This is a genomic window from Sphingomonas sp. Ell38C01 (genome assembly GCF_055231975.1).
In genome coordinates this window covers 3,447,915-3,469,992 of the sequence record NZ_JBUYVA010000001.1, presented here as the reverse complement: position 1 = coordinate 3,469,992, position 22,078 = coordinate 3,447,915, and the positions used below count along the sequence as shown (strand labels likewise).

Genomic DNA, 22,078 nt, shown 5'->3' with positions numbered 1-22,078 from the left:
CGGGGTTCGTTCGATTCGGGCGGTAACGCGATGCGACCACCGGCGTTATCGCGTCATGACCACCGATAGACCCGCCGCGCGCACCGGCCCGTCCCACCCCGTCACCCCAGACGGCCGCTATTTCGTCGTTCGCGGCCGGTTGTGGCGGATGTCCGATCCCGGCCTGCCGGCGGATCGGCGCGATGCGCTGGTCCATGACCTGATGGACGCCCGCCGCGACGTCGGGGCGGCGCGAAGGGCGGGCGACGCGGCGGTCGAGGCGGAGGCGCGGGCGCGGGTCGACGTGGCGAAGCGCGGACTTGGGGAACGCGGCGACGTGTGGTGGCGCGATGGCGCGCCCGACCTGAACCGGCACGGGGTGCGCGGGACGGGCTATGCGGCGTGGTACGCGACGCTCGGGGAGGACGCCGCGCGATGACGCTGCTGATCCCGGTGCTGGGGGACCAGCTGTCGCCGACGCTCGCCAGCCTGCGCGATGTCGACCGCGCCGACGCGGTGGTGCTGATGATGGAGGTGCGCGACGAGGCGACCTATGTCCGGCACCACAAGAAGAAGATCGCGCTGGTCTTCTCCGCGATGCGCCACTTCGCGGAGGACCTTCGGCGCGAGGGCTGGACCGTCGACTATGTCGCGCTTCACGATCACGGCAATACGCACGGCTTCACCGACGAGGTGCGGCGCGGGGCGGAGCGGCACGAGGCGACCGCGATCCGGGTGGTGGCTGGCGCGGAATATCGCGTGCGGCAGATGCAGGACGAATGGCACGACCGCATCGGCGTGCCCGTCACCGTGCTGGAGGACGATCGGTTCGTGTGTCCGCTGTCCGATTTCTACACCTGGGCGCAGGGGCGCAAGGAGCATCGGATGGAGTATTTCTATCGCGACATGCGCCGGCGTACCGGGGTGCTGGTGGAGGCGGACGGCAAGCCGACCGGCGGGCAGTGGAACTTCGACAAGGACAATCGCGAGACGCCGCCGCGGGGGCTGAACTATCCCGCGCCGGCGCGGTTCGCGCCCGATGCGATCACGACGGAGGTGCTGCGGCTGGTGGCGGCGGAGTTCGGCGGGCATTTCGGCGAGCTGGAGCCGTTCGGGCTTCCCGTGACGCGCGCGCAGGCGCTGGAGGCATTGGCGCAGTTCGTCGCGGAGGCGCTGCCCGATTTCGGGCGCTATCAGGACGCGATGGTGGCGGGGCAGGACTATCTCTACCATTCGAGCCTGTCGTCGTCGCTGAACCTGGGGCTGCTCGATCCCGTCGAGGTCTGCGAAGCCGCGGTCGCGGCGTATGAGAGCGGGGCGGCGCCGATCAATTCGGTCGAGGGGTTCGTGCGGCAGATCATCGGGTGGCGCGAATATATCCGCGGCATGTACTGGTGGGACATGCCGCAGTTCGCGACGCGCAACGCGCTGAAGGCGGATCGCGCACTGCCCGACTTCTACTGGACCGGCGAGACCGAGATGCGGTGCCTGTCCGAAAGCGTAGGGCAGACGAAGCGCGAGGCCTATGCGCATCATATCCAGCGGCTGATGGTGCTCGGCAATTTCGCGCTGATCGCAGGTGTGGATCCGCAGGCGGTGTCGGACTGGTTCCTGGTCGTCTATTTCGACGCGTACGAATGGGTCGAGCTGCCCAACGTCGTCGGGATGAGCCAGTTCGCGGACGGCGGGATGATCGCGTCGAAGCCCTATGCCTCTGGCGGGGCGTATATCCACCGGATGTCGGACTATTGCACGCGGTGCCGGTACGACGTGAAGCAGAAGACCGGGCCGGATGCGTGCCCGTTCAACGCGCTGTACTGGGATTTCCTCGCGCGGCACGAGCCGCGGCTGAAGGGCAATGCGCGGATGCGGACGATGTATGCGACATGGCATCGCTTCAACGAGGAAACGCGGGCAGAGTATCGCGCGAGTGCGCGGGCGTTCTTGGATACGCTGACGCCGGCGGAAACGGGATGGGCGCGGTAGCCGCACCATGATCGTCATGCCGGGCTCGTCCCGGCATCCACCGTTGCGCGACCGCAACCGGCATTGCTCTTGCGGCAGGATGGACCCCGGAACCTGTCCGGTGTGACGGGGTGGTCGGGCTCATCCGCCTTGGATGCCCTGGATGGCGATCCGATCCGTCCTCGGAGCGATCCCCCGATCCGAACGTTCAGCACCACGCATTCGTAAATGTGACCCGTCGTGCGACTGCGTCCCCCACCATTTCATCAAGGCCCACGCAATGACCATCGCCCGAGAGCGCGTCGAGAATGGCGGCCTGATCCTCTTCGTCGTGCTCGTCACCATCGGGCTGTCGCTGGTCGTGTCGAGCTTTGCGGGTGCGCTGCTGTGGGCGGCGCTGGCGGCGTTGCTGTTCCAGCCGCTGTTCCAGCGCCTGCTGGCCCGGTGGCCGGGGCGGCGTACCATGGTGGCGGCGGTGACGATGCTCGTCATCACCGTCGCCGTGGTGATCCCCGCGATCGTGATCGCCAGCCTGGTCGTCGACCAGGCCGCGGGGGTCTATACCCAGATGCGCAGCGGGCAGATCAACTTCGCGTCCTATTTCCAGCAGGTTCACGACGCGCTGCCGACGCGGATCCAGCAGCTGCTCCAGAGTTCGGGGTTCGATAGCTTCGAGCGGGTGCAGGCGCGGCTGTCCGACGTGATCGGCAACAGCGTCAGCACGATCGCGCGGCAGGCGTTTTCGATCGGGGCGAACGCCGCGGCGTTCCTGCTGGCGTTCGGGGTGGGGCTGTACGTCACCTTCTTCCTGTTGCGCGACGGCGAGCGGATCGGCCCCGCGATCGTCCGCGCCATGCCGCTGGAGCCGGCGGTGGCGGGGCGCGTGGCGGACAAGTTCACCGCGGTGGTGCGCGCGACGATCAAGGGATCGGGCGTCGTCGCGCTGGTGCAGGGCGCGCTGGGGGCGATGACGTTCTGGATCGTGGGGCTGCCGGCCGCGTTGCTCTGGGGGATGCTGATGGCGATCGCGGCGCTGCTGCCCGCGATCGGGCCGGCGATCGTGTGGGCGCCGGTTGCGGTCTATCTGCTGGCGACGGGGGCGATCTGGCAGGCGGTGGTCGTGGTGGTGTCGGGCGTGCTGGTGATCGGGCTGGCGGACAATATCCTGCGCCCGATCCTTGTCGGACGCGATACCGGGATTCCCGACTGGATGGTGCTGGTGACGACGCTGGGCGGGATCGACCTGATGGGCCTGAGCGGGATCGTCGTCGGGCCGCTCGCCGGCGCGCTGTTCATCACGGGGTGGCAGATCCTGACCGAACAGCGGCGGGGCGAGGCTGCGGTGGAATCGCCATAGCCGTCGTACACGCCGCGGCGTCGCGGGGGATGGAGAGGATGGCGCGGCGATAACGGGTGAGCGCGGGGGTGCCCGTATCGGTGGCCTCGAGGATGACGTGGAACCGGACGACCGGAGCGTCCCCCCGTCGCCACGGATCGACGACGACCTGCGCGTCTTCGCCCTGCGCACGCACGATGCGGAGCGGCGGCGGGTGCATCCCGGTTGCCTCGTGATACCACCACCAGCGCAGCGTCAGCGCGTCGCCGTCCGGGTCGCGCGACCCGCGTGCGGACAGCGTCACGACCTGTCCCGGACAGGCCGCGACCTCGACCGGCGCGGTGCCCGCGACGCCGTTGAGGACCAAGTGGGGCGGGTGGTTGGCCTCCTTGACGTTCGGCGTGACCGTCCACGCCATGCGCGCGGCGAAGTCGTTCTGGAACGCGCGGCGCCAGCGCCAGACGGAGGCGTGGTTGCTCGTCACCTCCGCGCCGTCGCGGCCCGCGGCGCTGTCCTGCACGTCGGTCCACAGACCGAGCGAGGGCGACAGGCGACCATAGCGCCCGCCCCAACTGCCCCAGTCGGGATGCTCCGCGCTGCCGAGGCCGTTGGGGAGGAGATAGAGGAAGGACGGCGTGTCGCCCTCCATCAGATACAGCCATTCGGGGTAGAGCGCGCCGAGCGGGCCGTGTGTGCGGATGTTGGCCGTCAGCCAGGGGTTGGACACGAGTCCGGGATCCGCACCCGCGACCGGGGCGGAGATGCCGCTCCATGTCGCCAGCGGATACTGGCCGGCGGCGTGGATGCTCGCGATCCAGGACAGCGTGGGGAAGCTGGTGCGCAGCCAGGGGCCGGCGTCGTCCTGGTCGGAGATCGAATAGACCCGCAGCTTCGCCACGAACCGCGCGAGCGCGGCGGGTGGGCGCGTGTCGCGGACGTGCAGCAGCGCCTGCGCCAGATCCGCCGCGCCGCCCCACACGGTGATCCACACCGGCCGCGGATCGTCGCGATCGACGGCCTCGACGATCGCGCGCGCGCCGTCGCTCAACTTGCCATGGCGGACGCTCGCCATGCCGTACGGGGTCGTACCTCGGCGGATCCGCCGCAGCAGTACGTCCGCGTCGGGAAAGCCGGGTTCGTGGCGACGAAGGTTGGCGAGCACCCGGCCGTACGCGCGCACGCGCTCCTCGATCAGGTCCGGGCGGATCCGGTCGCGCTGGTGGGTGGAGGTGGTGGCGACCAGCGCCTCGATCTCGAACGCATTCGCATAGACGAGCAGGCGAACGAGCGATTCGGCATCGTCGGGCTCGTTGCCGATGTCGGTCAGAACGATCAGCCGCGGGCGTGCAGGTTCGGGCGGCGAGGCCGCCGTGGCGGGGGTGGGCGAGGCGCTCGCGAACGCCAGCGACAGGCCTAGCTGACGCAGCCATGAAATCGTAACCGATCCAGAGATTCCCATCTATCGAATATGCATCCCGATATGCGGGATTGGCAAGATCGCGCGCCTCGACCGTGCAGGCGATCCAAAACGGGACGCCACTTCAGTCGCTTGCGCGACGAACGACGATGGTGCGGCCTTCATCTTTGATTTACCGCGTGTCGTGTTGGGACGAACCAACGCGCGATTAGCCATAATATCGCTGTTTCGAAGCGCCCGCCCGCTTTGTAGGGGTGGCTGACGGGTGGCGTGCAGCGGCGCCGCGCGACATCGACATGATCCGGAATACGATCCGGCGACGGCAAGGGACGTTTTCATGGCCAGCATCACCCTCGACGGCAAGCTCGACGACTGGACCGCCAAGGACCGGATCGATCGCGGGCTCGACGCTGGCTATGCGATCCGCGCGCGCAGCGACGGCGCGGACTTCGCGTTCGCGATCACCGCGACGTCCGCGATCGGCGCGAACACCACCGCGTGGCTCAACACCGATCGCAACGCCAAGACCGGCTATCAGGTATTCGGCTTCGCAGGCGGGGCCGAGTACAACGTCAACTTCGCGGCGGACGGGACGGTGTCGCTGTACAGCGGCGCGGCGGGCCAGACGCTGGTCGCGGCCGGGTTGCAGGCGGCGTGGTCCGCGGATCGCACCACCGTCGAGTTCCGCGTGCCCAAGGCCGCGATCGGCAACCCCCAGGCGATCGACACGATCTACGACGTGAACGACGCAGTGTTCCTGCCGGGCAGCTATTCGAGCGCGCCGTTCACCGTGTTCAACGACACCGGCGTGGTGGCGGACCCGGCGCAGCGGATCGCGATCGTCTGGTCCGACACGACCGCCAACAACTATTTCAGCAAGACCGCCTATTCGCAGCTGTTCATGGCCGCGCAGAGCCAGGCGATGCAGGCGGGCGTGCCGTTCGACATCCTGACCGAGAGCGACCTGACGAGTCTCGCCACGCTGGCGAAGTACGATACGATCGTCTTCCCGTCGTTCCGCAACGTCGATGCGACCAAGGCGGACGTGATCGCGCAGACGCTGGAGCAGGCGACGAAGCAATATGGCATCGGGCTGGTCGCGGCGGGCGAGTTCATGACCAACGGCGCGGACAACGCCGCGCTCGCAGGCGATTCCTATGCGCGGATGAAGCTGCTGTTCGACGCGACGCGCGTGACCGGCGGCTTCCCCGCGGACGTGACGCTGAAGGCGACCGATGCGGCCGGGCTGGTCCTCGACGGCTACGACAACGGGCAGGTGATCCGCCAATATACCGGCGTGGGCTGGAACGCGTTCACCAGCGTCAGCGGCACCGGCACCACGATCGCGACCGAGACGGTGAACGGCCAGACCTATGCCGCCGCGATCGCGACGCAGACGGGCGGGCGCAACGTGCTGTTCTCCAGCGAGGCCGTGATGGCCGACGACAACATGCTGCAGAAGGCGATCGACTACAGCGTCCACGGCAGCGGGCTGTCGGTGGGTCTGCAGATGACGCGGCAGGCGGGGATGGTCGCGTCGCGCGTCGACATGGACCAGAGCCAGGAGCAGATCGAGGTCAACCCCGACGGCACCGCGCCCGGGATCTACGACAAGCTGCTGCCGACTCTGGCGGACTGGAAGGCCAAGTATAACTTCGTCGGCAGCTATTACGTCAACGTCGGCAACGACGCGGCGAACGGGCAGACGACCGACTGGGCGGTGTCGCTGCCCTATTACAAGCAGATGATCGCGATGGGCAACGAGCTGGGCTCGCACAGCTATACCCATCCCGAGAACACCAACCTGCTGACCGACACGCAGATCGCGTTCGAATTCGGCCAGTCGCGCGCCGAGCTGGAAAAGCAGCTGAGCGCGTATCTGGGCAAGACCGTGACGGTCGGCGGCGCCGCGGTGCCGGGCGCGCCTGAGCAGATCGCGACCTCGCAGGAAATTCTGAAGTACGTGACGTACCTGTCGGGCGGCTATTCGGGGGTCGGCGCGGGCTATCCCAACGCGTTCGGCTACATGACGCCGCAGAACGCCGCGGACGACAAGGTATATATCGCACCCAATACCGCGTTCGACTTCACACTGATGGAGTTCCAGAAGAAGACCGTGGCGGAGGCCGAGGCGGTCTGGGCCAAGGAGTTCGCCGCGATCACCGCGGAGGGCGACGCCCCCGTCGTGGTGTGGCCGTGGCATGATTACGGCCCCGCCATGTGGTCGACCGGGGTCGCCAGCCCGTACACCACGCAGATGTTCACCAACTGGATCGCGCGCGCGTCCGCTGCGAACATGGAGTTCGTGACGCTGGCCGATCTGGCGGGTCGCATCTCCGCCTTCGAGAAGGCGACGATCACCTCGACCGTCGTCGGCAACACGATCACCGCCAAGGTCTCGTCGATCGCGGGAACGGGGACGTTCGCGCTCGACGTCGACGGGCAGACCGCGGGGCAGGTCATCAAGGGGGTCGCGGGCTGGTACGCCTACGACGCGGATACGGTGTTCCTGCCGAAGGCGGGCGGCACCTTCGCGATCACGATGGGCGCGGTGGCGGACGACGTGACGCACATCACCGCGCTGCCGATGCGCGCGACGCTGATGAACCTGAGCGGCGACGGGCGGAACCTGGCGTTCACCGTCGAGGGCGAGGGCAAGGTCGTGGTCGACATCGCGGCGCCCGGCACCAACTGGGCGACGGTGACGGGCGGCACGGTCGCGAGCCTGGTCGGCGAGATCCTGACGATCGACATCGGCGCGATCGGCCCGCACACCGTGACCGTCGGGTACGCCGCCAATGCCGGCCCGGTCATCACCTCGCTGGGCGGCGGCGACGCCGCGAAGCTGTCTATCGCGGAGAACGGCAACGCCGTCACGACCGTGACCGCCACCGACGCCAACATCGCGCTGGGCGATGCGGTGACCTATTCGATCGCGGCAGGAAGCGACGGGGCGAAGTTCGCGATCGACGCGAAGACGGGCGTCCTCAAGTTCGTCGCCGCACCCGATTTCGAGACGCCGACCGATGCCAATCGCGACAACGTCTATGACGTGACCGTCGTCGCGACCGACCTGCGCGGCGCGACGGATACGCAGACGCTGTCGATCGGGGTGACCGATGTGGTGGGTATCACGCGGACCGGCTCGATCTTCAGCGAGACGATGACGGGGACGAGCGAGCAGGACGTGCTCGACGGCAGCTGGGGCAACGACGTGCTGAACGGGCTGGGGGGCAACGACAAGCTGACCGGCGGACTGGGCAACGATACGCTCAACGGCGACGCCGGCAACGATACGCTGATCGGCGGCGACGGGCGCGACGTGCTGAACGGCGGGGACGGCAACGACCTGCTGATCGGCGGCGACGACAGCGATACGATGACCGGCGGGGCGGGCAACGACGTCTTCCGCCTGGAGGTGAGGGGCGACAGCCTCAGCTCGTCTTCGCGAGACGTCATCCTCGATTTCGTGCGTGGGCAAGACAAGATCGACCTGTCGGGGATCGATGGGAACACCTCGAGCCGCGCGCCCGGCGACCAGGCGTTCACGCTGCTGGCCGGAACCGGCGCGAAGTTCACCGATGCGGCGCAGCTGCGGTACAACTACCAGATCATTGGCGGCAAGGAATACACGATCGTCGAGGGGACGACCGACACCGGTTCCGCCGCCGAGTTCTCGATCGCGCTGCTGGGGCATCACACGCTGACGGCCAACGATTTCTTCATGTAGTTCGCGCTAGGGCGCCGTCGATGTCATGGCGGGAATAGGCTTTCAACTGGCGCGCGTGGCGCGCGAAGGCGGCGTCGGCGGTCTCGCGGGCGCCGCCGTCTATGGCGCCGCGATCAGCGCCGGGCCGTGGCTTGTCACCGCGATCGCGATGACCGTGCTCGATCGCTGGATGCTGGCCCATCTTGCGGACGCGGACGCGCGGATCGTGCGAACCGTGCTGGTCTATGCGTTCAGCCTGTCCGCGCTGGCGGCGGCGCCGATCGGCATCGTCACGACGCGGATGATCGCCGACCGGATCTTCGCTCGCGACGCGACCGGCGTGTCGGGGATCCTGGCGATCGCGCTGGCGGCGGGCGGGGCGATCGCGCTGCTGGCCGGTGCGACGGTGTTTGGCGGGCTGGCTGCGCTGCCGCTGCCGCAGGCGATGCTGGCGACGGTCGTGCTGGCGGCACTGACCCAGATCTGGATAGCGGCGCCGCTGCTGACGACGTTGCGCCGCTATCGCGCGGTGCCGGCCGCGTACCTGTTGGGTATCCTGACCGCGGCCGGGGTTCTGGCGGGACTGGACGGACCTGGGGCGACGGTAGTGCTGGCGGTGGTTGCGGGCGGCACGGGGCTGACGCTGGCGGCGATCGTGGCGATGATCCGATGGCAGTTCGGCGATGCCGCGAGCCTGCCCCGGCACGATGCGCTGGCCCCGCGGCTGGCGCTGATGATCGCTGCGGCTGGCGTTGCCGGGGTAGCGGCGATCTGGATCGACAAGTGGCTGTTGTGGGCGGCTGCGGACAGCGTGATCGCGACGGGGGGGCTGCGTTTCAACCCGATCAACGACCAGGGCAGCTTCCTGGGGCTGCTGACGATGGTGCCGGGGCTTACGCTGATCCTGATCGTGACCGAGACGCGGTTCGACCACGCGTTTGGCGACCTCATCGCGCGGTGCACGGGCACCTCGACCCTCCAGCGGATCGAGGATGCGCGGGGCGAGGTGGTGCGGACGATGGTGGACAGCCTGCGGCTGCTGGTCCTCGCGCAGATGCTGGTCGCGGCGCTCGCCTGGGTGATGGCGGTGCCGCTGTTCGATGCGATCGGCGCCGATGCGCGCGCGATCTTCGCGTTCCGCCAGACATCGGTCGGCGCGGTCTTCCACCTCGTCGCGATCGCGGCGACGGTGGTGCTGGCGTACTACGACCTGTTCGGACGCATCCTGTGGACGTGGACCGCCTTCGCGGCGGCGAGCGCGATCGCGACGCTGTTGCAGTGGGATGCGGGATTCGCGGCCTATGGCTGGGGCTATATGGCCGGGGCGGTGGTCGGCGCGTCGGTGGGGATCGCGCTGGTGGCGGAGGCGACGGTGAACCTCGCCTATCTGCTGTTCGTCGGCAACAATCCCTCGGTGGTGGGGCAGGGGGGGCGATTGTTGTGACGCGGACGGCGGATATCGCGCGGCGGCGCATCCTGGGACTGGGAGCGATCGCGATGACGCTGGGGCTCCGTGCGCCGATCGAGGCGGCGGCGGATGCTGCGGCCGAGCCGTGGCGCTGGGCGGTCGACTATGGCCCGGCGACCGATCCCGTGCTGGCGCGGACCTATCGCCTGCTGGTGCTGGAGCCGCATCATCCGCGCCCGATCGCGCCGCTGCGCGGACTGGGCAGCACGCTGCTGGGCTATGTGAGCCTGGGGGAGGTCGAGCGGTCGCGGCCCTATTTCGCGGCGCTGGAAAAGGCGGGGGCGCTGGGACCTGCGAACCCCAACTGGCCCGACGCGCGACTGGTCGACCTGAGGCACGCGGCGTGGCGCGCGGCGGTGCTCGATCGCATCGTGCCCGCGATCCTGGCGCTGGGCTATGACGGAATCTTCATCGATACGATGGATAACGCCGAGGCAATGGAACGGCAGGATCCGATCGCCAATGCGGGCATGGTGGCGGCGGGCGCGGCGCTGGTCGCAGCGGTGCGCGCACGGTTCCCGCGCATCCGGATCATGCTGAACCGCGGCTATGCGGTGCTGCCGCAGGTGGCGGGCGCGATCGATTACGTGCTGGGGGAAGCGATGGCGTCGCGCTGGACCTTCGCGGGCAAGCGCTATGAGCGCGTCGTCGATTCGGACTGGCTGTGGCAGGCGGAACGGCTGCGCGCGGCGAAGGCGCGGAACCCGGCGCTGACGCTGACGACGCTGGATTACTGGGATCCCGCGGATCGCCGGCAGGTCGCGGCCCTGTACGCGCGCGAACGTGCGGCAGGGTTCCAGCCCTATGTTGCGACGCTGGCGCTCGACCGGCTGATCCCGGAGCCCGTCGGATGAGCGCGGGACGCCACACCGGGCGGCTGGCGATCGCGGTGCCGGTGGCGATCGGTGTCGGTCTGCTGGCGGGCGGGGTGCTGCTGCTACCCGGCCGGCTCGAGATCCTTCACGCCAACCGGCGGGCGGAGCCGGTGCCCGCGCCGGTTGCCCCCGTCGCGCCGCCGGCGCCTGCGGCCGTCGAGGCGCCGCCGGTCGCGCTTCCGCCTGCGCCGCCCTCGCTGGCGGCGGTGATCCCGACCGCGGATGCCGCCACGCTCGCCGAGTTGACCGCGCGGCTGATCGGCGGAGGGCAGGCCGTGTCGACCCGGCAGGTGGCCTTTGACCTGATCGCGGCGGGGCGGCCTGCGGTGGCGCTGGCGTATCTGGCGGTGCGGCCCGATGGCGTGACGCCGGCGACGTGGCGGCTGCGGTTCGACCTGTTGCACAAGGCAGGGCGGACCGATGAGGCCACCGCGCTGGTCGAATCGGCGGCACGCGCGCCGGGTGGCGCACCGCCCGGGGACATGATCGCGGCGGCCTATGCGATCGACCGCGCGGACCTGATCGTCGCGGCGGCGGCGAAGGGAGCGATCCCGGCGCCCGATGCGACGCTCGCGCTGGATCTCGCGCGCCGCGCGGACCGGGCGGGACGCGCCGACCTGATCGCGACGCTCGACCGCACGACGCGTGCGGACTGGCGGGCGGCCGACCCGTGGCTTGCGATCCGGGTCGCCGAGCGGGGCGGCGACACCGCGGCGGCGCTGCGCGCGGCGGGCGGGTTGCCGCCCGCGCAGCGCGAGGCGGCGCGCGAGGCGATCCTGACGAAGGCGGGGGACCGCGCCGCGCTGCGGACAATGCTGCTCGCGCGGGCGGCGGCGCCGGGCGCACGGGTCGATGCGATCGCCGAGCAATTGCTGGCGGCAGGGCAGCGCGACGATGCGATCGCGGTGCTGAAGCGTGGCGCGACCGGGCGCGGGCCTGCGACGCGCGAGGCGCAGCGGCTGCTCTATCTGATGGGGCCGCGCCCCGCGCCGGCGGACCTGACGTGGTTGCGCCAGCAGGCGACGCGCGGCGCGTCCGGGAGCCAGCTGGCATGGCTCGCCGTCTATGCCGAGCGCGATCGCGCGGCGGACGCGCTGGCATTCGTGTCGCGGCATCCGCTGGCGGGGCGGACCGAGGTGATGGTGACCCGGCTGTCGCTGGCGCGTGCTGCGGGGGACGAGGGGGCGGCGCGGACGCTGGTCGCGCAGTTGCTCGACGGACGGACGCTCGACGCGGGACAGCTGCGGACCTTGTCGGCATCGGCGCCGCGCGGGATCGCGCCGGCCCAGGCGAGCGCGATCGTGGCGCGTCGCGTCGATACCGGAGCGGCGAACCCGCGCGACCGGCTCGACCTCGCCTGGACGGCGTGGAACGGCGGCGACGCGGCGAAGGCGGCGACGTGGCTGGACCGGTATCTTGACGACAGGCCGGACGATCCGGCGGCGCTGCGACTGATGGCCGATATCCAGGCGAAATTGCGCGGTGCGGCGGCGGCGCGACCGTGGCTGGAGCGCGCGCTGGCGAAGGTGCCGCGCGACAGCCGCACGCACGCCGAACTGCTCGACCGGCTGGGGCGGCGCGCGGAGGCGGTCGCGCTGGTCGAACAGTTGCGGCGCGATGCGCCGGGAGATCGCGGACTGGCGGCGCTTCATGCGCGTTTGCTGATCGCCCAGGGTCAGCCGGGGCGCGCGCGCGCGGTGCTGGCGCAATGATCGCGGCACTGCTCCTGCTCGCCGACATTGCGGCGCGCCCGCCGGTGATCCCGGTCGCGGGCGCGGTGTTCGCAGACGACCGGGTGGCGTCGCCCGACGCGCGACTGACGTGGCCGGCGGGAACGCGGCTGCGTGTCGAGGATCGTGACGGCGAGATCGTCGTGCGCTTCGACCGGGCGTTGCCCGAGGACCGGATCGCGGCGTTCCGCGACGCAGCGGGGGCGGCGGTAGGGGACCTGCGCTGGAACGACGAGAGCCTTGTGCTGCGCGCCGCGCCGGGCTGGACGATGCGGTGGCGGCAGGCCGGCGCAGTGGTGTCGATCGGGTTTGCGCCGCCGCAGGGCGAGACAACGGGCGCGACGGTGGCGGACGACGGCACGCGCGACGTCGCGCTGGCGACGATCGAGGCGGATTCGGCGGCAGGCTATCCGGGCCGTGCGCGCCGTGCCGCTGCTGCGCTCGCGTCGCGCTATCCCGAGGACACGCGTGTCGCGCGGATCATGGCGGATACTCAGGCCGCCGACGGCGACGTGCGCGGCGCGGCGCGCGGCTATCGCACGCTCGACGCACGCGACCGCGCGGCGCGGCGCGCGATCGCTGCGGCGCCGGGCGTGGCCAGTATCGGCGTGACCGCGCGCGACGGCAGCGACTTCTCGCAGATCGAAGGCGCGGCGCGGATCGACGTCGCCATGGACGACGCGGTCACGCTGGGCGGCGCGGTGCGCCAAGTCGCGAGCCGGGTGCGGCTGGGCACGGCGACGCGGCGGACCGGGCGGACGGTGGTCGACGCGACGCTGGGCGTGGTGCCCGCCGACGCGGTCCGCGTGCAGGTGGTGGCGTCGTCGCTGATCGACGACGGCGTGACCGGCGGCGGCGCGCGCGTGACCGCCGGGTCCGCCGACGCGCAGCTGCGCGCGACGCTGGTGCGGCACATGCCGGATTTCTCGACGGTGCCGCAGGCGCTGGTGGGCGGGTATCTGTCGCGCGCGGCGCTGGGGGGCACGTACCGGGTGACGCCCGGGCTGGTCGCGCAGATCGACGCGGGATGGAACCGGTACGGGCTGGCGGGGCAGGCGGGGGCGGCGGACACGATCACCGCGAGCGGGGGGCTGGACTATCTGGTGCGACGGCAGTTCCCCGCGCTGGGGCTGAGCTACCGGTTCGAGGCGGAATATGTCCAGACGCTGCGGCTGGCCGCAGACGGCAGCGCGATCGTGCCGCTGGCCAATCGCGAGAACCATACGCTACAGGCGCTCATCAGCGGGGCGGCGGGCGACGTGCAGATGACGGGACTGGCGGGGTGGACGATCGACCGGTTCGGGGGCGATGGCCCGACCGCGAGCGTCGGCATCGCCGCGCCGATCGCGATCGCGTGGCGCGTCGAGGGCGGCGGCGGCGTCACCTCCGTCGCGCGGCCCGGTTTCTCGGGACGCCAGCTCTATGCGCGCGCGCTGCTGTCCTACAGCCTGGGCGATGCGCGATGACGGCGGGGTGGCGCGGTGACTGGCGACGGCGCGGGCGGATCGCGATCGAGATCGGCGCGGTGTTCGCCGCCCTGGTGCTGGCGGATCGGACATGGACCGGCGGGACGGGGTTCGCGGGCATCCAGCCGAATCCGTTCTGGCTCCCCGTACTCGTCATGGCGGTGGCCTACGGGACCGGGCCGGCGGTCGCTGCGGCGGGGATCGCGTCCGCTTTGTGGCTGGGGCAGGCGCATGGCGATGCGGGCGAGCGCGACTATCTGGATCACCTGTTCCACCTGTCGCTGCAGCCGCTGCTGTGGTTCGTCGCCGCGGTGGCGATCGGCGAGGTGACGATGATCCGCGCGGCGCGCCGCATCCGGCTGGAGCGCCGGGCGGGCACCGCGACCCGCAACATCGCGCGGCTGACCGACGCGTTCGACCGGCTGTCGCGCACGAACCGCGCGCTGGAGGTACGGATCGCGACCGAGGCGGGCACGACGGGGCACCTGATCGCGACCGCGACGCGGCTGTCGGCGAGCGAGCCCGCCGAGCGACGCGCGGCGATCGCACAGCTGATCGCTCTGGCGACGCGGACCGAGGATTACAGCTGCTACCGGATCGTCGGCGGCGAGGCGCGTGCATGGCTGCGTGGCGCTGCGACCGCAGGGCAGCGCGACGTGCTGCCCGATGCGCTGGTCGACCGCGCGGCGCGGCGCGGCGTGATCCATGTCGCGCGACGCGGCGACCGGGCGGTGCTGGAGGGCGTCGGCGTCGTCGCGGTGGCGTTGCGGGCCAACGGCGCGGTGGTCGGCTGCCTGGTGCTCCACGACATCCCCTATGCGGTCCTCAACGCGCACCGGGTGGCCGAGATGGCGGAGATCGAGACGTGGCTGACCCCGCTGCTGGGGGACCTGCCGCGGCCCGCGCATCGATCGGTGAGGCCCGCCGGGCTGGTCGCATGATCGCGCGGCTGATCGCGCTGGCGATCCTGGACGTTGTGGCGTTGGGCGCGGGGTGGGTGATCCCGGGCGCGGTGAGTTGGGCACTGGCGGCGCATGCGGTGCTGAGCGCGGCCGGATGGGCGGTGTGGCTGCGGGGGGCGCGCGCGATCGGATTCGCGCCCGCGATCCTGGGAACCCTGGGCCCCGGCGCGATCCTGCTCTCGCTGCCGCTGCGGGGCGTACGGTGGCGACGCGCGACCGGGCCGGCATTCGGCGCGCGGCGGCCGGGCACGCGCCACAGCGGGGCGCGGCTGGCGGTGGCACGGATGCTGGACGGGCGGGTCCACCATTCGCCCGCGGAGACGTCGCGCTCGCTCGTCACGATCATGCGCCACGGCGATGTCGGCGCACGCCGGCGGGCGCTGGAGACGGTGGTGCGATCCTTCCAGCCCGCGCTGTCGCCCGTCGTCGCACTGGCGCTGACCGATGCGGACCAGACGATCCGTGCGCTGGCAGCGGCAGCCTCGGCACGCGTGGTCCAGAACCTGGCGTCGGCGCGGGCGGCGCTGGAGGCGCGGTGCGGGACGGATCCCGAGGCGACCACGGCGCTGGCGGCGCTGCTGGCGGGCCATGCGCGGGCCAATGTGCTGCTGTCCGATTCGCAGCGCGCGCACCTGCGCGACGATGCGGTGGCGCTGGGGGCCGGGACGGAAGGCACGGCGACGCGGATCGAGGCGCTGTGGGCGGCGCGCGACTATGCCGCGATCGACCGGCTGGCGGAGGCGGGACGCGCGGACGCGTGGTGGCGCGCGGAATCGGCGGCGTGACCGACGCGGACGCGGACATCTGCCTGATCGTCGAGGGGGCCTATCCCTATGTGGTGGGCGGCGTGTCCGCGTGGCTGCAGGATCTCGTCACCCACCTGCCCGACATCCGCTTCGCGATCGTCGCGATCAAGCCGGGCGCACCGCCGCTGGCGTTCAAGCTGGCGCCGCCCGCCAACGTGGTGTCGATCACCGAGATCGGGCTGGCGCCCGAACCCGCGCCGCCGCGCGCCTGCCCCGAACGGACGGTGACCGCGATCGCCGACGCGCTGGTGGCGTTCGTCGCGACCGGCGCGGGGGACCGCCTCGATGCGCTGATCGACTTGATCGGCGGGCTGAAACGTGCGCCCGCGCCGGGCGACATCCTGTCGCACCCCGCGATGTTCGCGCGGCTGCGCCGGCATTACCAGGCGATGCTGCCGCAGGCGTCGTTCCACCATTATTTCTGGGCGATGCGCGTGTTGCTGGGCGGGCTGCTCGCGGTGCTGACCGCGCCGCTGCCGCGCGCGCGGGCGTATCACACGATCTCGACCGGGTTCGCCGGGCTGCTGGCGGCGCGCGCGGCGCGGCAGACCGGGCGGCCCGCGTTCATCACCGAACACGGCATCTACCTGCTGGAGCGGCAGATCGAGGTGATGATGGCGGACTGGATCGGCGACCAGGTCGACACCGGGCTGGAGCTGGAACGCAGCGTGCGCGACCTGCGCGACCTGTGGGTGCGCGCGTTCACCAGCTATGCCGCCGCCTGCTATGAGGCGTGCGACCCGATCGTGGCATTGTATGGCGACAACACGCAGGTGCAGCGCCGGCTGGGGGCCGCCGCGGAGCGGGTGCGCGTGATCCCCAACGGCATCGACGCGCGTCGCTTCGCCGAGATGCCCGACCGGCGCGACCCCGCGCGGCCGCTGGTCGCGCTGCTGGGCCGCGTGGTGCCGATCAAGGACATCAAGACGTTCATCCGCGCCGCCGCGATCGTCCATGCCGAGCGCCCGGACATCGCGTTCGTGGTGATGGGGCCGGAGGACGAGGACCCGGAATATGCCGCGGAGTGCGCGCGGCTGGTCGCCGACCTGGCGCTGGGCGCGGCGCTGACGTTCGCGGGGCGGGTGCGGATCGAGGACTGGATGCCGCGGATCGACCTGCTGGTGCTGACCAGCCTGTCGGAGGCGCAGCCGCTGGTGATCCTGGAGGGCGGCGCATGCGGAATCCCCATCGTCGCGCCCGACGTCGGCAGCTGTCGCGAGATGATCGAGGGGCGCGGTGGCGAGGATTGCGGGCATGGCGGGATCGTGACCCCGCTGGTCAACCCGGCGGCGACCGCCGCGGCGATCCTGCGGATCGTCGGCGACGCGGCCGTGCGGCGGACGATGGGCGAGGCGATGCGCGCGCGGGTGCTGCGCGATTACGACCACGACACGATCATCGGGGCGTATCGGGGGCTGTATCGGGAGCTGGCGGAGCGGTGATCCTTTCGGTGCGAGGCTGATAGCCGGAGTGGGCCGAAACAGGATCGTCGTGCAACATGCCGTCACCCCGGACCTGGTCCGGGGGCCACGGTGCCGCGACCGCGATGGCGGCGGCGTGTGTGGGACAGTGGATGCCGGAGCAAGCCCGGCATGACGGCTATGAGTTGGTCGGTGCGCCTCGACCTTATCCGCCGGTGACGATCGTGTCGGTCAGCGCGTCTGCTGTCGGGATCGGGAGGGCAGTGCCGAGGGGGCCGGGGAGGGTCTGGACGAGCGCGGGGCGTATGGTCGTGTCGATCGCGGGGGTGGGGAGCGAGGGGGGCGGGGCCTTGTCGCCCGGCACCTGTGCGCGATCGATGGGTGCGAGGACGGCGTCGAACGGGCCGAACTGCGCGGCGCGGACCGCGCGGGTGTTGCGGGCGGGATCGTAGGCGGGGACGTCGCGGTCGAGGGCGGCGGCCTGGAGCCGGCCGAGCGTGGCGAGCAGGCGCGCCTGCCCGGTATAGGCGGCATAGGCGGCGTTGGTCGCGACGAGCTGCGCGGTCAGCAGCCGCTGTTCGGAATCGAGCACCTCGAAATTGGAGCGGAAGCCCTCGCCGAAGCCGCGGCGGACGCCCTTGAGCGCCTCTTCCGCCGACTCCGTCGCGAGGCGGCCGGCGTCCATCTGGTCGCTGGCGGCGATCGACTGGTTCCACGCCTCCTGCGTCCGCGCAAAGGCGGTGCGGCGCGCGGTCTCGATCTCGAACCCCAATTGCTGGCGCTCGGCGATCGCGGCGCGGACGCGCGAGCCGATCACCCCGCCCGTGAGCAGCGGCATCGTCAGCGTCACCCCGCCGGTCGCCTGCGGCCCCAGATCGCGGACGCGGTAGGAATAGGGGCTGGTGTAGCCGTAGCTGCCCGAGAGCGCGACGATCGGCGCACGTTCGGCGCGCTGCGCGGCGATGCGCGCGTCGCCAGCCTTCGCCGCGAGGATCGCCTGCCACAGCGCGGGGCTTTCCTTCTCCGCGACCGCGAACGCGCCGTCGAGCGTGGCGGGGAGGCCGGGCAGCGTCGGCGGCGCGGCGAGGTCGCCCGGGTTCCGTCCTACGACTGCGGCGAAGCGCGCGCGGCTGGACTGGAGGTTGGCCTGCGCCTGCGACAGCTGCGCGCGGATGATCTCGCGCTGCGCCTGCGCCTGCGCGATATCGGTGCGGGTCAGGTCGCCGCCGCGCTCGCGCGCGACCGCCTGGTCGACCTGTCGGCCATAGGAGTCGAGCGAGCGCTGCTGGATCACGACGAGCGCCTGATCGCGGCGGACCGCGACGAACGCGTCGACCACCTCGAGCAGGATCGCGTTCTCCGCCTCGCGCAGGCGTTCGCGGCCGGCGAGGACGCTCGCCTCCGCCGCCGAAACCTGCGCGGCGGTGCGCCCGCCGTTGAGCAGGATCTGCGACGCGGTGAGCGAGGCGCCCATCGTGCGTGCGCGGACGGTGTCGAAATCGCCGAGCAGCCCGCGCTGGTCCTGGTCGCGATATTGCAGCGTCATGCTGACGCCGACATTGAGGCGATACGGCGCGCCGGCCTGCACGATCTGTTCGTCGAGCGCGCGGAGTTGGGCACGCTGAGCGTTGAGGGTCGGGTTGGTGCGGTAGGCGTCGGCGATCGCCTGGCCGAGGGTTTCGGTGGCGGTTCGGTCGTCTTCGTCGTGCGAGCTTGGGCCGGGGGCCCTCCGGGCTTTCGTCGCGTTTTCACCGCCGGGCGATCCCAGCTTTCGCTGGGATGACGGGTGGTGGGATCGCTGGGAGGACGTGCCGGGGCTGGCCGCGACCAGCAGCGTGACGGCAAGCGCGAGGCGGAGCGCGTCAGCGTTCATGGAGCGACCGCGAAAAGGCCTCGGTCAACGGATCGAGGAGATAGGCGAGAGCCGTGCGCGAGCGCAGCTTGACGAGGACGGTGACGGGGACGCCCGCGCGGATGCCGGTGTCGCGTCCGCGCAGCGCCTCGACCTTGGCGATCTGGTCGCGGGGGACGAGGATCTCGGCGCTGAAATAGCTGTGGCCGGTCGCCTCGTCCCGCAGGCTGTCGGCGGAGACGGTGCGGACGGTGCCGGTGAGGATCGGCAGGTCGCGTTCGTGGAGCGAGAGGAACTTCACCTCCGCCTCGCGTCCCGCGACGACGCCGTCGACGTCGCCCGGCGAGAAATTGGCGCGGACCACCAGCGGCGCGGAATCGGGGACGATGTCGAGGATCGGCTGCCCCGCCTGGATCACCCCGCCGACCGAGAAGACGCGCAGGCCGACGACCTTGCCCGCAACGGGCGCGCGGATCTCGGTCCGCGCGAGCTGCTCGCGTGCGGCGGCGAGCTTGGGGAGCATCTCGTTGAGCTGGAACTGGGTGTCGCGGAGCAGGGCTGCACTGTCCTCGACATATTTGCGGCTGGTCTGGACGAACTGCGCACGCGTCTGGCCGATCTGTTCGCGCGCGGCGGCGGCGCGCGCGCCATATTCGGCGTCGGTGCCTTCCAGCTGCTGGATCGAGCGTTCGATCGCGCGGACGGTGTTGCGCGAGACATAGCCCTCGTCCGCGAGCGCGCGGGTGCTGTCGAGCTGCTGACGGAGCGAGGCGCGCTGCCGCGCGGTGGCCTGCGCCTGCGCGCCATAGCCGCGGGTCTGCTGCGACACCTCGGCCGCCTGCTGGCGAAGCACCGCGCCGTTGGCGGCGAGTGCGGCGGCGCGGGCGGAGCGCTGCGCGAGCTGGAGTGTGCGGGCGCGCTCGACGAGGCGGAGGTCGTCGCCCTGCGCGGTCGCGAACGCGGGAGGCCAGACGATCGCGCCGCCGCGGACATCGGCCTCGAGCCGGGCGCGTTGCGCCTGGAGATCGATGACGCTGGCGGCGAGCGCGCGCTCGCTGGCGGCGACTTCGGCGCCTTCGAGGCGGAACAGGATTTCGCCCGCGCGGACATGCTGGCCGTCGCGGACCGCCATCGCCTTCACGATGCCGCCGTCACGGTGCTGGACGGTCTGGCGGTTGCCCGCGACGACGACCTGCCCGTCGCCCGCGGCGGCGGCGTCGAGATGTGCGATCGCGGCCCAGCCGAGCCCGACGACGAAGAACAGCACCGCGACGATGCCGCCCACGAGCGTCGCGTGGCGCGGCGAATCGTCAAGGCGGAGGCGGTCGGCGATGGTCTGGCGTGGAGCCGTGGCGGCGGTCATGCGCGGGCTCCCGCGGTTGCGGCGATCGGCGGGGCGGGGCGGAGCGCCTTGGCGCGCTCGTCGAACAGCTGGATCGCGCCGTCCTGCAACAGCATGATCTTGTCGACCGCCTGGAGGAGCCCGGTGCGGTGCGTAGACACCACCACCGTCGCGCCGCGTGCGCGCAGCGCGGCGAGCGTCGCGATCAGGCGCGTCTCCCCGTCGCTGTCGAGATGCGCGTTGGGTTCGTCGAGGAACAGGATCGTCGGCGCGTCGAACAACGCACGCGCGAGCGCGATCGACTGTGCCTGCCCCGCAGACAGGCCCGACTCGGCGGTGCCGACCATCGTGGCATAACCCTGCGGGAGGCCGAGGATCACCTCGTGCGCGCCCGCGGCCTGCGCCGCGGCGACGACCGCGGCGTCGAGATCCTCGCTCTCGCCCGCCAGCACCGACCGGAAGCGCGAGATGTTGGTGTGGACGCTGGTGGGGAAGAGCGACGCGGCCTGCGGCATGTAGCCGAGGTGACGGCCGAGCTGCTCGCGGTTCCAGTCGGGCAGGCTGGCGCCGTCGATCCGCACCTCGCCCTTGTCGGGTGCGAGCGCGCCGGCGAGCACGCGCAGCAGCGTCGACTTGCCCGCGCCGCTGGGGCCGACGAGCGCGACGATCTCGCCGGGGGCGATCGTGAAGGCGATGTCGGACAGCAGCGTCCGCTCGGTGCCGGGCGCGAAGACGGTGACGCCGCGCACCTCGATCCGGCCGGTGGGCGCAGGGAGCGTCGTCGCGGCGGTGCCGGGGCCGGGAAGCGCGCAGAAGGCGTTCAGATCGCGGTAGGCGGTTCTCGCCGCGGCGAGCGGCTTCATCGCGCCGAGGATCTGCTCGACCGGCTGGAGCGCGCGGCCGAGCAGCAGCGAGGCGGCGAAGATCGCACCGCCCGAAATGTCCTGCCGGATCGCGAGCAAGGCGCCAAGCGCGAGCGCGAGCGACTGGAGCAGCAACCGCAGGAACTTGGTGACCGCCAGGAATTGCGATGCGGTGCCCGCCAGCGCGGCCTGGCGGCGGACGAGCTCGGCACGCTCCAGCAGGTGGCGAGTGACGAGCGCGTTGCGCATGCCGAGCACGCGCGCGACCTCCGATGTCTGGATCGATACGTCCTGCTCGCGGTTCGCCAGCACCGCGCGGGCGTTGGCGTCGCGCGAGGCCGACGCCGTCACCCGGTCGCCCGCGATCGCGATGCCGCCGAGCAGCAGCGCGCTGACGAGCGCGAGGACGCCGATCCACGGATGGAGCAGGAACGCGATGAGGATGTAGATCGGCGCCCAGGGCGCATCGAACAGCGCGACGACCGTCGGGCCGGTGAGCGTGCCGCGGATCGTGTCGAAGTCGCGCATCGCCTGCGTACGCTGCGCGACGGTGGCGCGATCGGTGCCGAGGATGCGCAGCAGGATGCCGGGCGCGGCCTGCCGCTCCAGACGCAAGCTGGCGCGCAGCAGCAGCCGCATCCGCACCGCATCGAGGACCGCGAACACGACGAGCGACACGACGAGGATCAGTGTGAGCAGCAGCAGCGTCGCGCCGCCGCGCGTCGGCACGACCCGATCATAGACCTGGAGCATGAAGATCGACGGTACGAGATAGAGGATGTTGACGAGCCCGGAGAAGAGCGCGGCGGACGCGAGATGCCGCCGGCACGCGCGCACCGCCGCGGCCAGGACGTTGGTGGTCCCGGTGGCATCGGTCATGGGTGGCG

General features: G+C 71.3%; 15 protein-coding genes. 11 read left to right on the top strand and 4 right to left on the bottom strand.

What is annotated here, in order from left to right:
* Positions 1–55 precede the first annotated feature (55 nt).
* The 3 genes from ACV7NO_RS16405 (at position 56) to ACV7NO_RS16395 (ending at position 3,301) form a co-directional block, all read left to right on the top strand.
* Complete coding sequence (locus ACV7NO_RS16405; protein WP_463407024.1) at positions 56–418, top strand: hypothetical protein; 363 nt, start codon at positions 56–58, stop codon at positions 416–418.
* On the top strand, positions 415–1,965 hold the full coding sequence (locus tag ACV7NO_RS16400) for a cryptochrome/photolyase family protein (RefSeq protein WP_463407023.1): 1,551 nt from the start codon (positions 415–417) through the stop codon (positions 1,963–1,965). Before ACV7NO_RS16405 ends, ACV7NO_RS16400 begins: the two co-directional genes overlap by 4 nt.
* Positions 1,966–2,224: 259 nt before the next feature.
* Positions 2,225–3,301 (top strand): AI-2E family transporter, encoded by a 1,077-nt coding sequence (locus ACV7NO_RS16395; RefSeq protein WP_463407022.1) that lies wholly within the window; start codon positions 2,225–2,227, stop codon positions 3,299–3,301.
* Here the strand turns inward: ACV7NO_RS16395 and ACV7NO_RS16390 are convergent.
* Positions 3,240–4,739, bottom strand: a complete 1,500-nt coding sequence (locus tag ACV7NO_RS16390; protein WP_463407021.1) for a nucleoside hydrolase-like domain-containing protein — start codon at positions 4,737–4,739, stop codon at positions 3,240–3,242. The two genes, ACV7NO_RS16395 and ACV7NO_RS16390, sit on opposite strands and share 62 nt — an antisense overlap.
* Positions 4,740–5,034: 295 nt before the next feature.
* Here ACV7NO_RS16390 and ACV7NO_RS16385 point away from each other — a divergent pair, with 295 nt between their 5' ends.
* The 8 genes from ACV7NO_RS16385 to pelF are packed head-to-tail and all read left to right on the top strand — an operon-like array spanning position 5,035 to position 17,155.
* The gene (locus ACV7NO_RS16385; RefSeq protein WP_463407020.1) at positions 5,035–8,427 is read left to right on the top strand and encodes a M10 family metallopeptidase C-terminal domain-containing protein; all 3,393 of its coding nucleotides are present in this window, start codon (positions 5,035–5,037) and stop codon (positions 8,425–8,427) included.
* A gap of 25 nt (positions 8,428–8,452) precedes the next feature.
* The gene (gene pelG / locus ACV7NO_RS16380; RefSeq protein WP_463407019.1) at positions 8,453–9,850 is read left to right on the top strand and encodes an exopolysaccharide Pel transporter PelG; all 1,398 of its coding nucleotides are present in this window, start codon (positions 8,453–8,455) and stop codon (positions 9,848–9,850) included.
* Positions 9,847–10,728, top strand: coding sequence for an endo alpha-1,4 polygalactosaminidase (locus tag ACV7NO_RS16375; protein WP_463407018.1), 882 nt, complete (start codon positions 9,847–9,849; stop codon positions 10,726–10,728). The genes pelG and ACV7NO_RS16375 overlap by 4 nt, the downstream gene beginning before the upstream one ends.
* Positions 10,725–12,461: a hypothetical protein gene (locus ACV7NO_RS16370; RefSeq protein WP_463407017.1), complete on the top strand. Its 1,737-nt coding sequence runs from the start codon at positions 10,725–10,727 to the stop codon at positions 12,459–12,461. Before ACV7NO_RS16375 ends, ACV7NO_RS16370 begins: the two co-directional genes overlap by 4 nt.
* Entirely contained in the window at positions 12,458–13,945 is a 1,488-nt protein-coding gene (locus tag ACV7NO_RS16365) for a hypothetical protein (protein WP_463407016.1), read from the top strand. The genes ACV7NO_RS16370 and ACV7NO_RS16365 overlap by 4 nt, the downstream gene beginning before the upstream one ends.
* Positions 13,942–14,886 carry a hypothetical protein gene (locus tag ACV7NO_RS16360; RefSeq protein ID WP_463407015.1) on the top strand — a complete coding sequence of 315 codons (945 nt, stop codon included), beginning with the start codon at positions 13,942–13,944 and terminating at the stop codon, positions 14,884–14,886. The genes ACV7NO_RS16365 and ACV7NO_RS16360 overlap by 4 nt, the downstream gene beginning before the upstream one ends.
* Positions 14,883–15,692 (top strand): hypothetical protein, encoded by an 810-nt coding sequence (locus ACV7NO_RS16355; protein WP_463407014.1) that lies wholly within the window; start codon positions 14,883–14,885, stop codon positions 15,690–15,692. The genes ACV7NO_RS16360 and ACV7NO_RS16355 overlap by 4 nt, the downstream gene beginning before the upstream one ends.
* On the top strand, positions 15,668–17,155 hold the full coding sequence (pelF, locus tag ACV7NO_RS16350; protein ID WP_463407013.1) for a GT4 family glycosyltransferase PelF: 1,488 nt from the start codon (positions 15,668–15,670) through the stop codon (positions 17,153–17,155). Before ACV7NO_RS16355 ends, pelF begins: the two co-directional genes overlap by 25 nt.
* A gap of 184 nt (positions 17,156–17,339) precedes the next feature.
* On the opposite strand, the gene ACV7NO_RS16345 is transcribed toward pelF, so the two are convergent.
* From ACV7NO_RS16345 to ACV7NO_RS16335, 3 genes are read right to left on the bottom strand one after another with little or no spacing between them, the layout of a single operon-like run.
* Entirely contained in the window at positions 17,340–19,007 is a 1,668-nt protein-coding gene (locus ACV7NO_RS16345) for a TolC family outer membrane protein (protein WP_463407012.1), read from the bottom strand.
* Positions 18,997–20,349 carry an HlyD family type I secretion periplasmic adaptor subunit gene (locus ACV7NO_RS16340; protein ID WP_463407011.1) on the bottom strand — a complete coding sequence of 451 codons (1,353 nt, stop codon included), beginning with the start codon at positions 20,347–20,349 and terminating at the stop codon, positions 18,997–18,999. The genes ACV7NO_RS16345 and ACV7NO_RS16340 overlap by 11 nt, the downstream gene beginning before the upstream one ends.
* Positions 20,346–22,070, bottom strand: coding sequence for a type I secretion system permease/ATPase (locus tag ACV7NO_RS16335; RefSeq protein ID WP_463407010.1), 1,725 nt, complete (start codon positions 22,068–22,070; stop codon positions 20,346–20,348). Before ACV7NO_RS16335 ends, ACV7NO_RS16340 begins: the two co-directional genes overlap by 4 nt.
* Positions 22,071–22,078 lie beyond the last annotated feature (8 nt).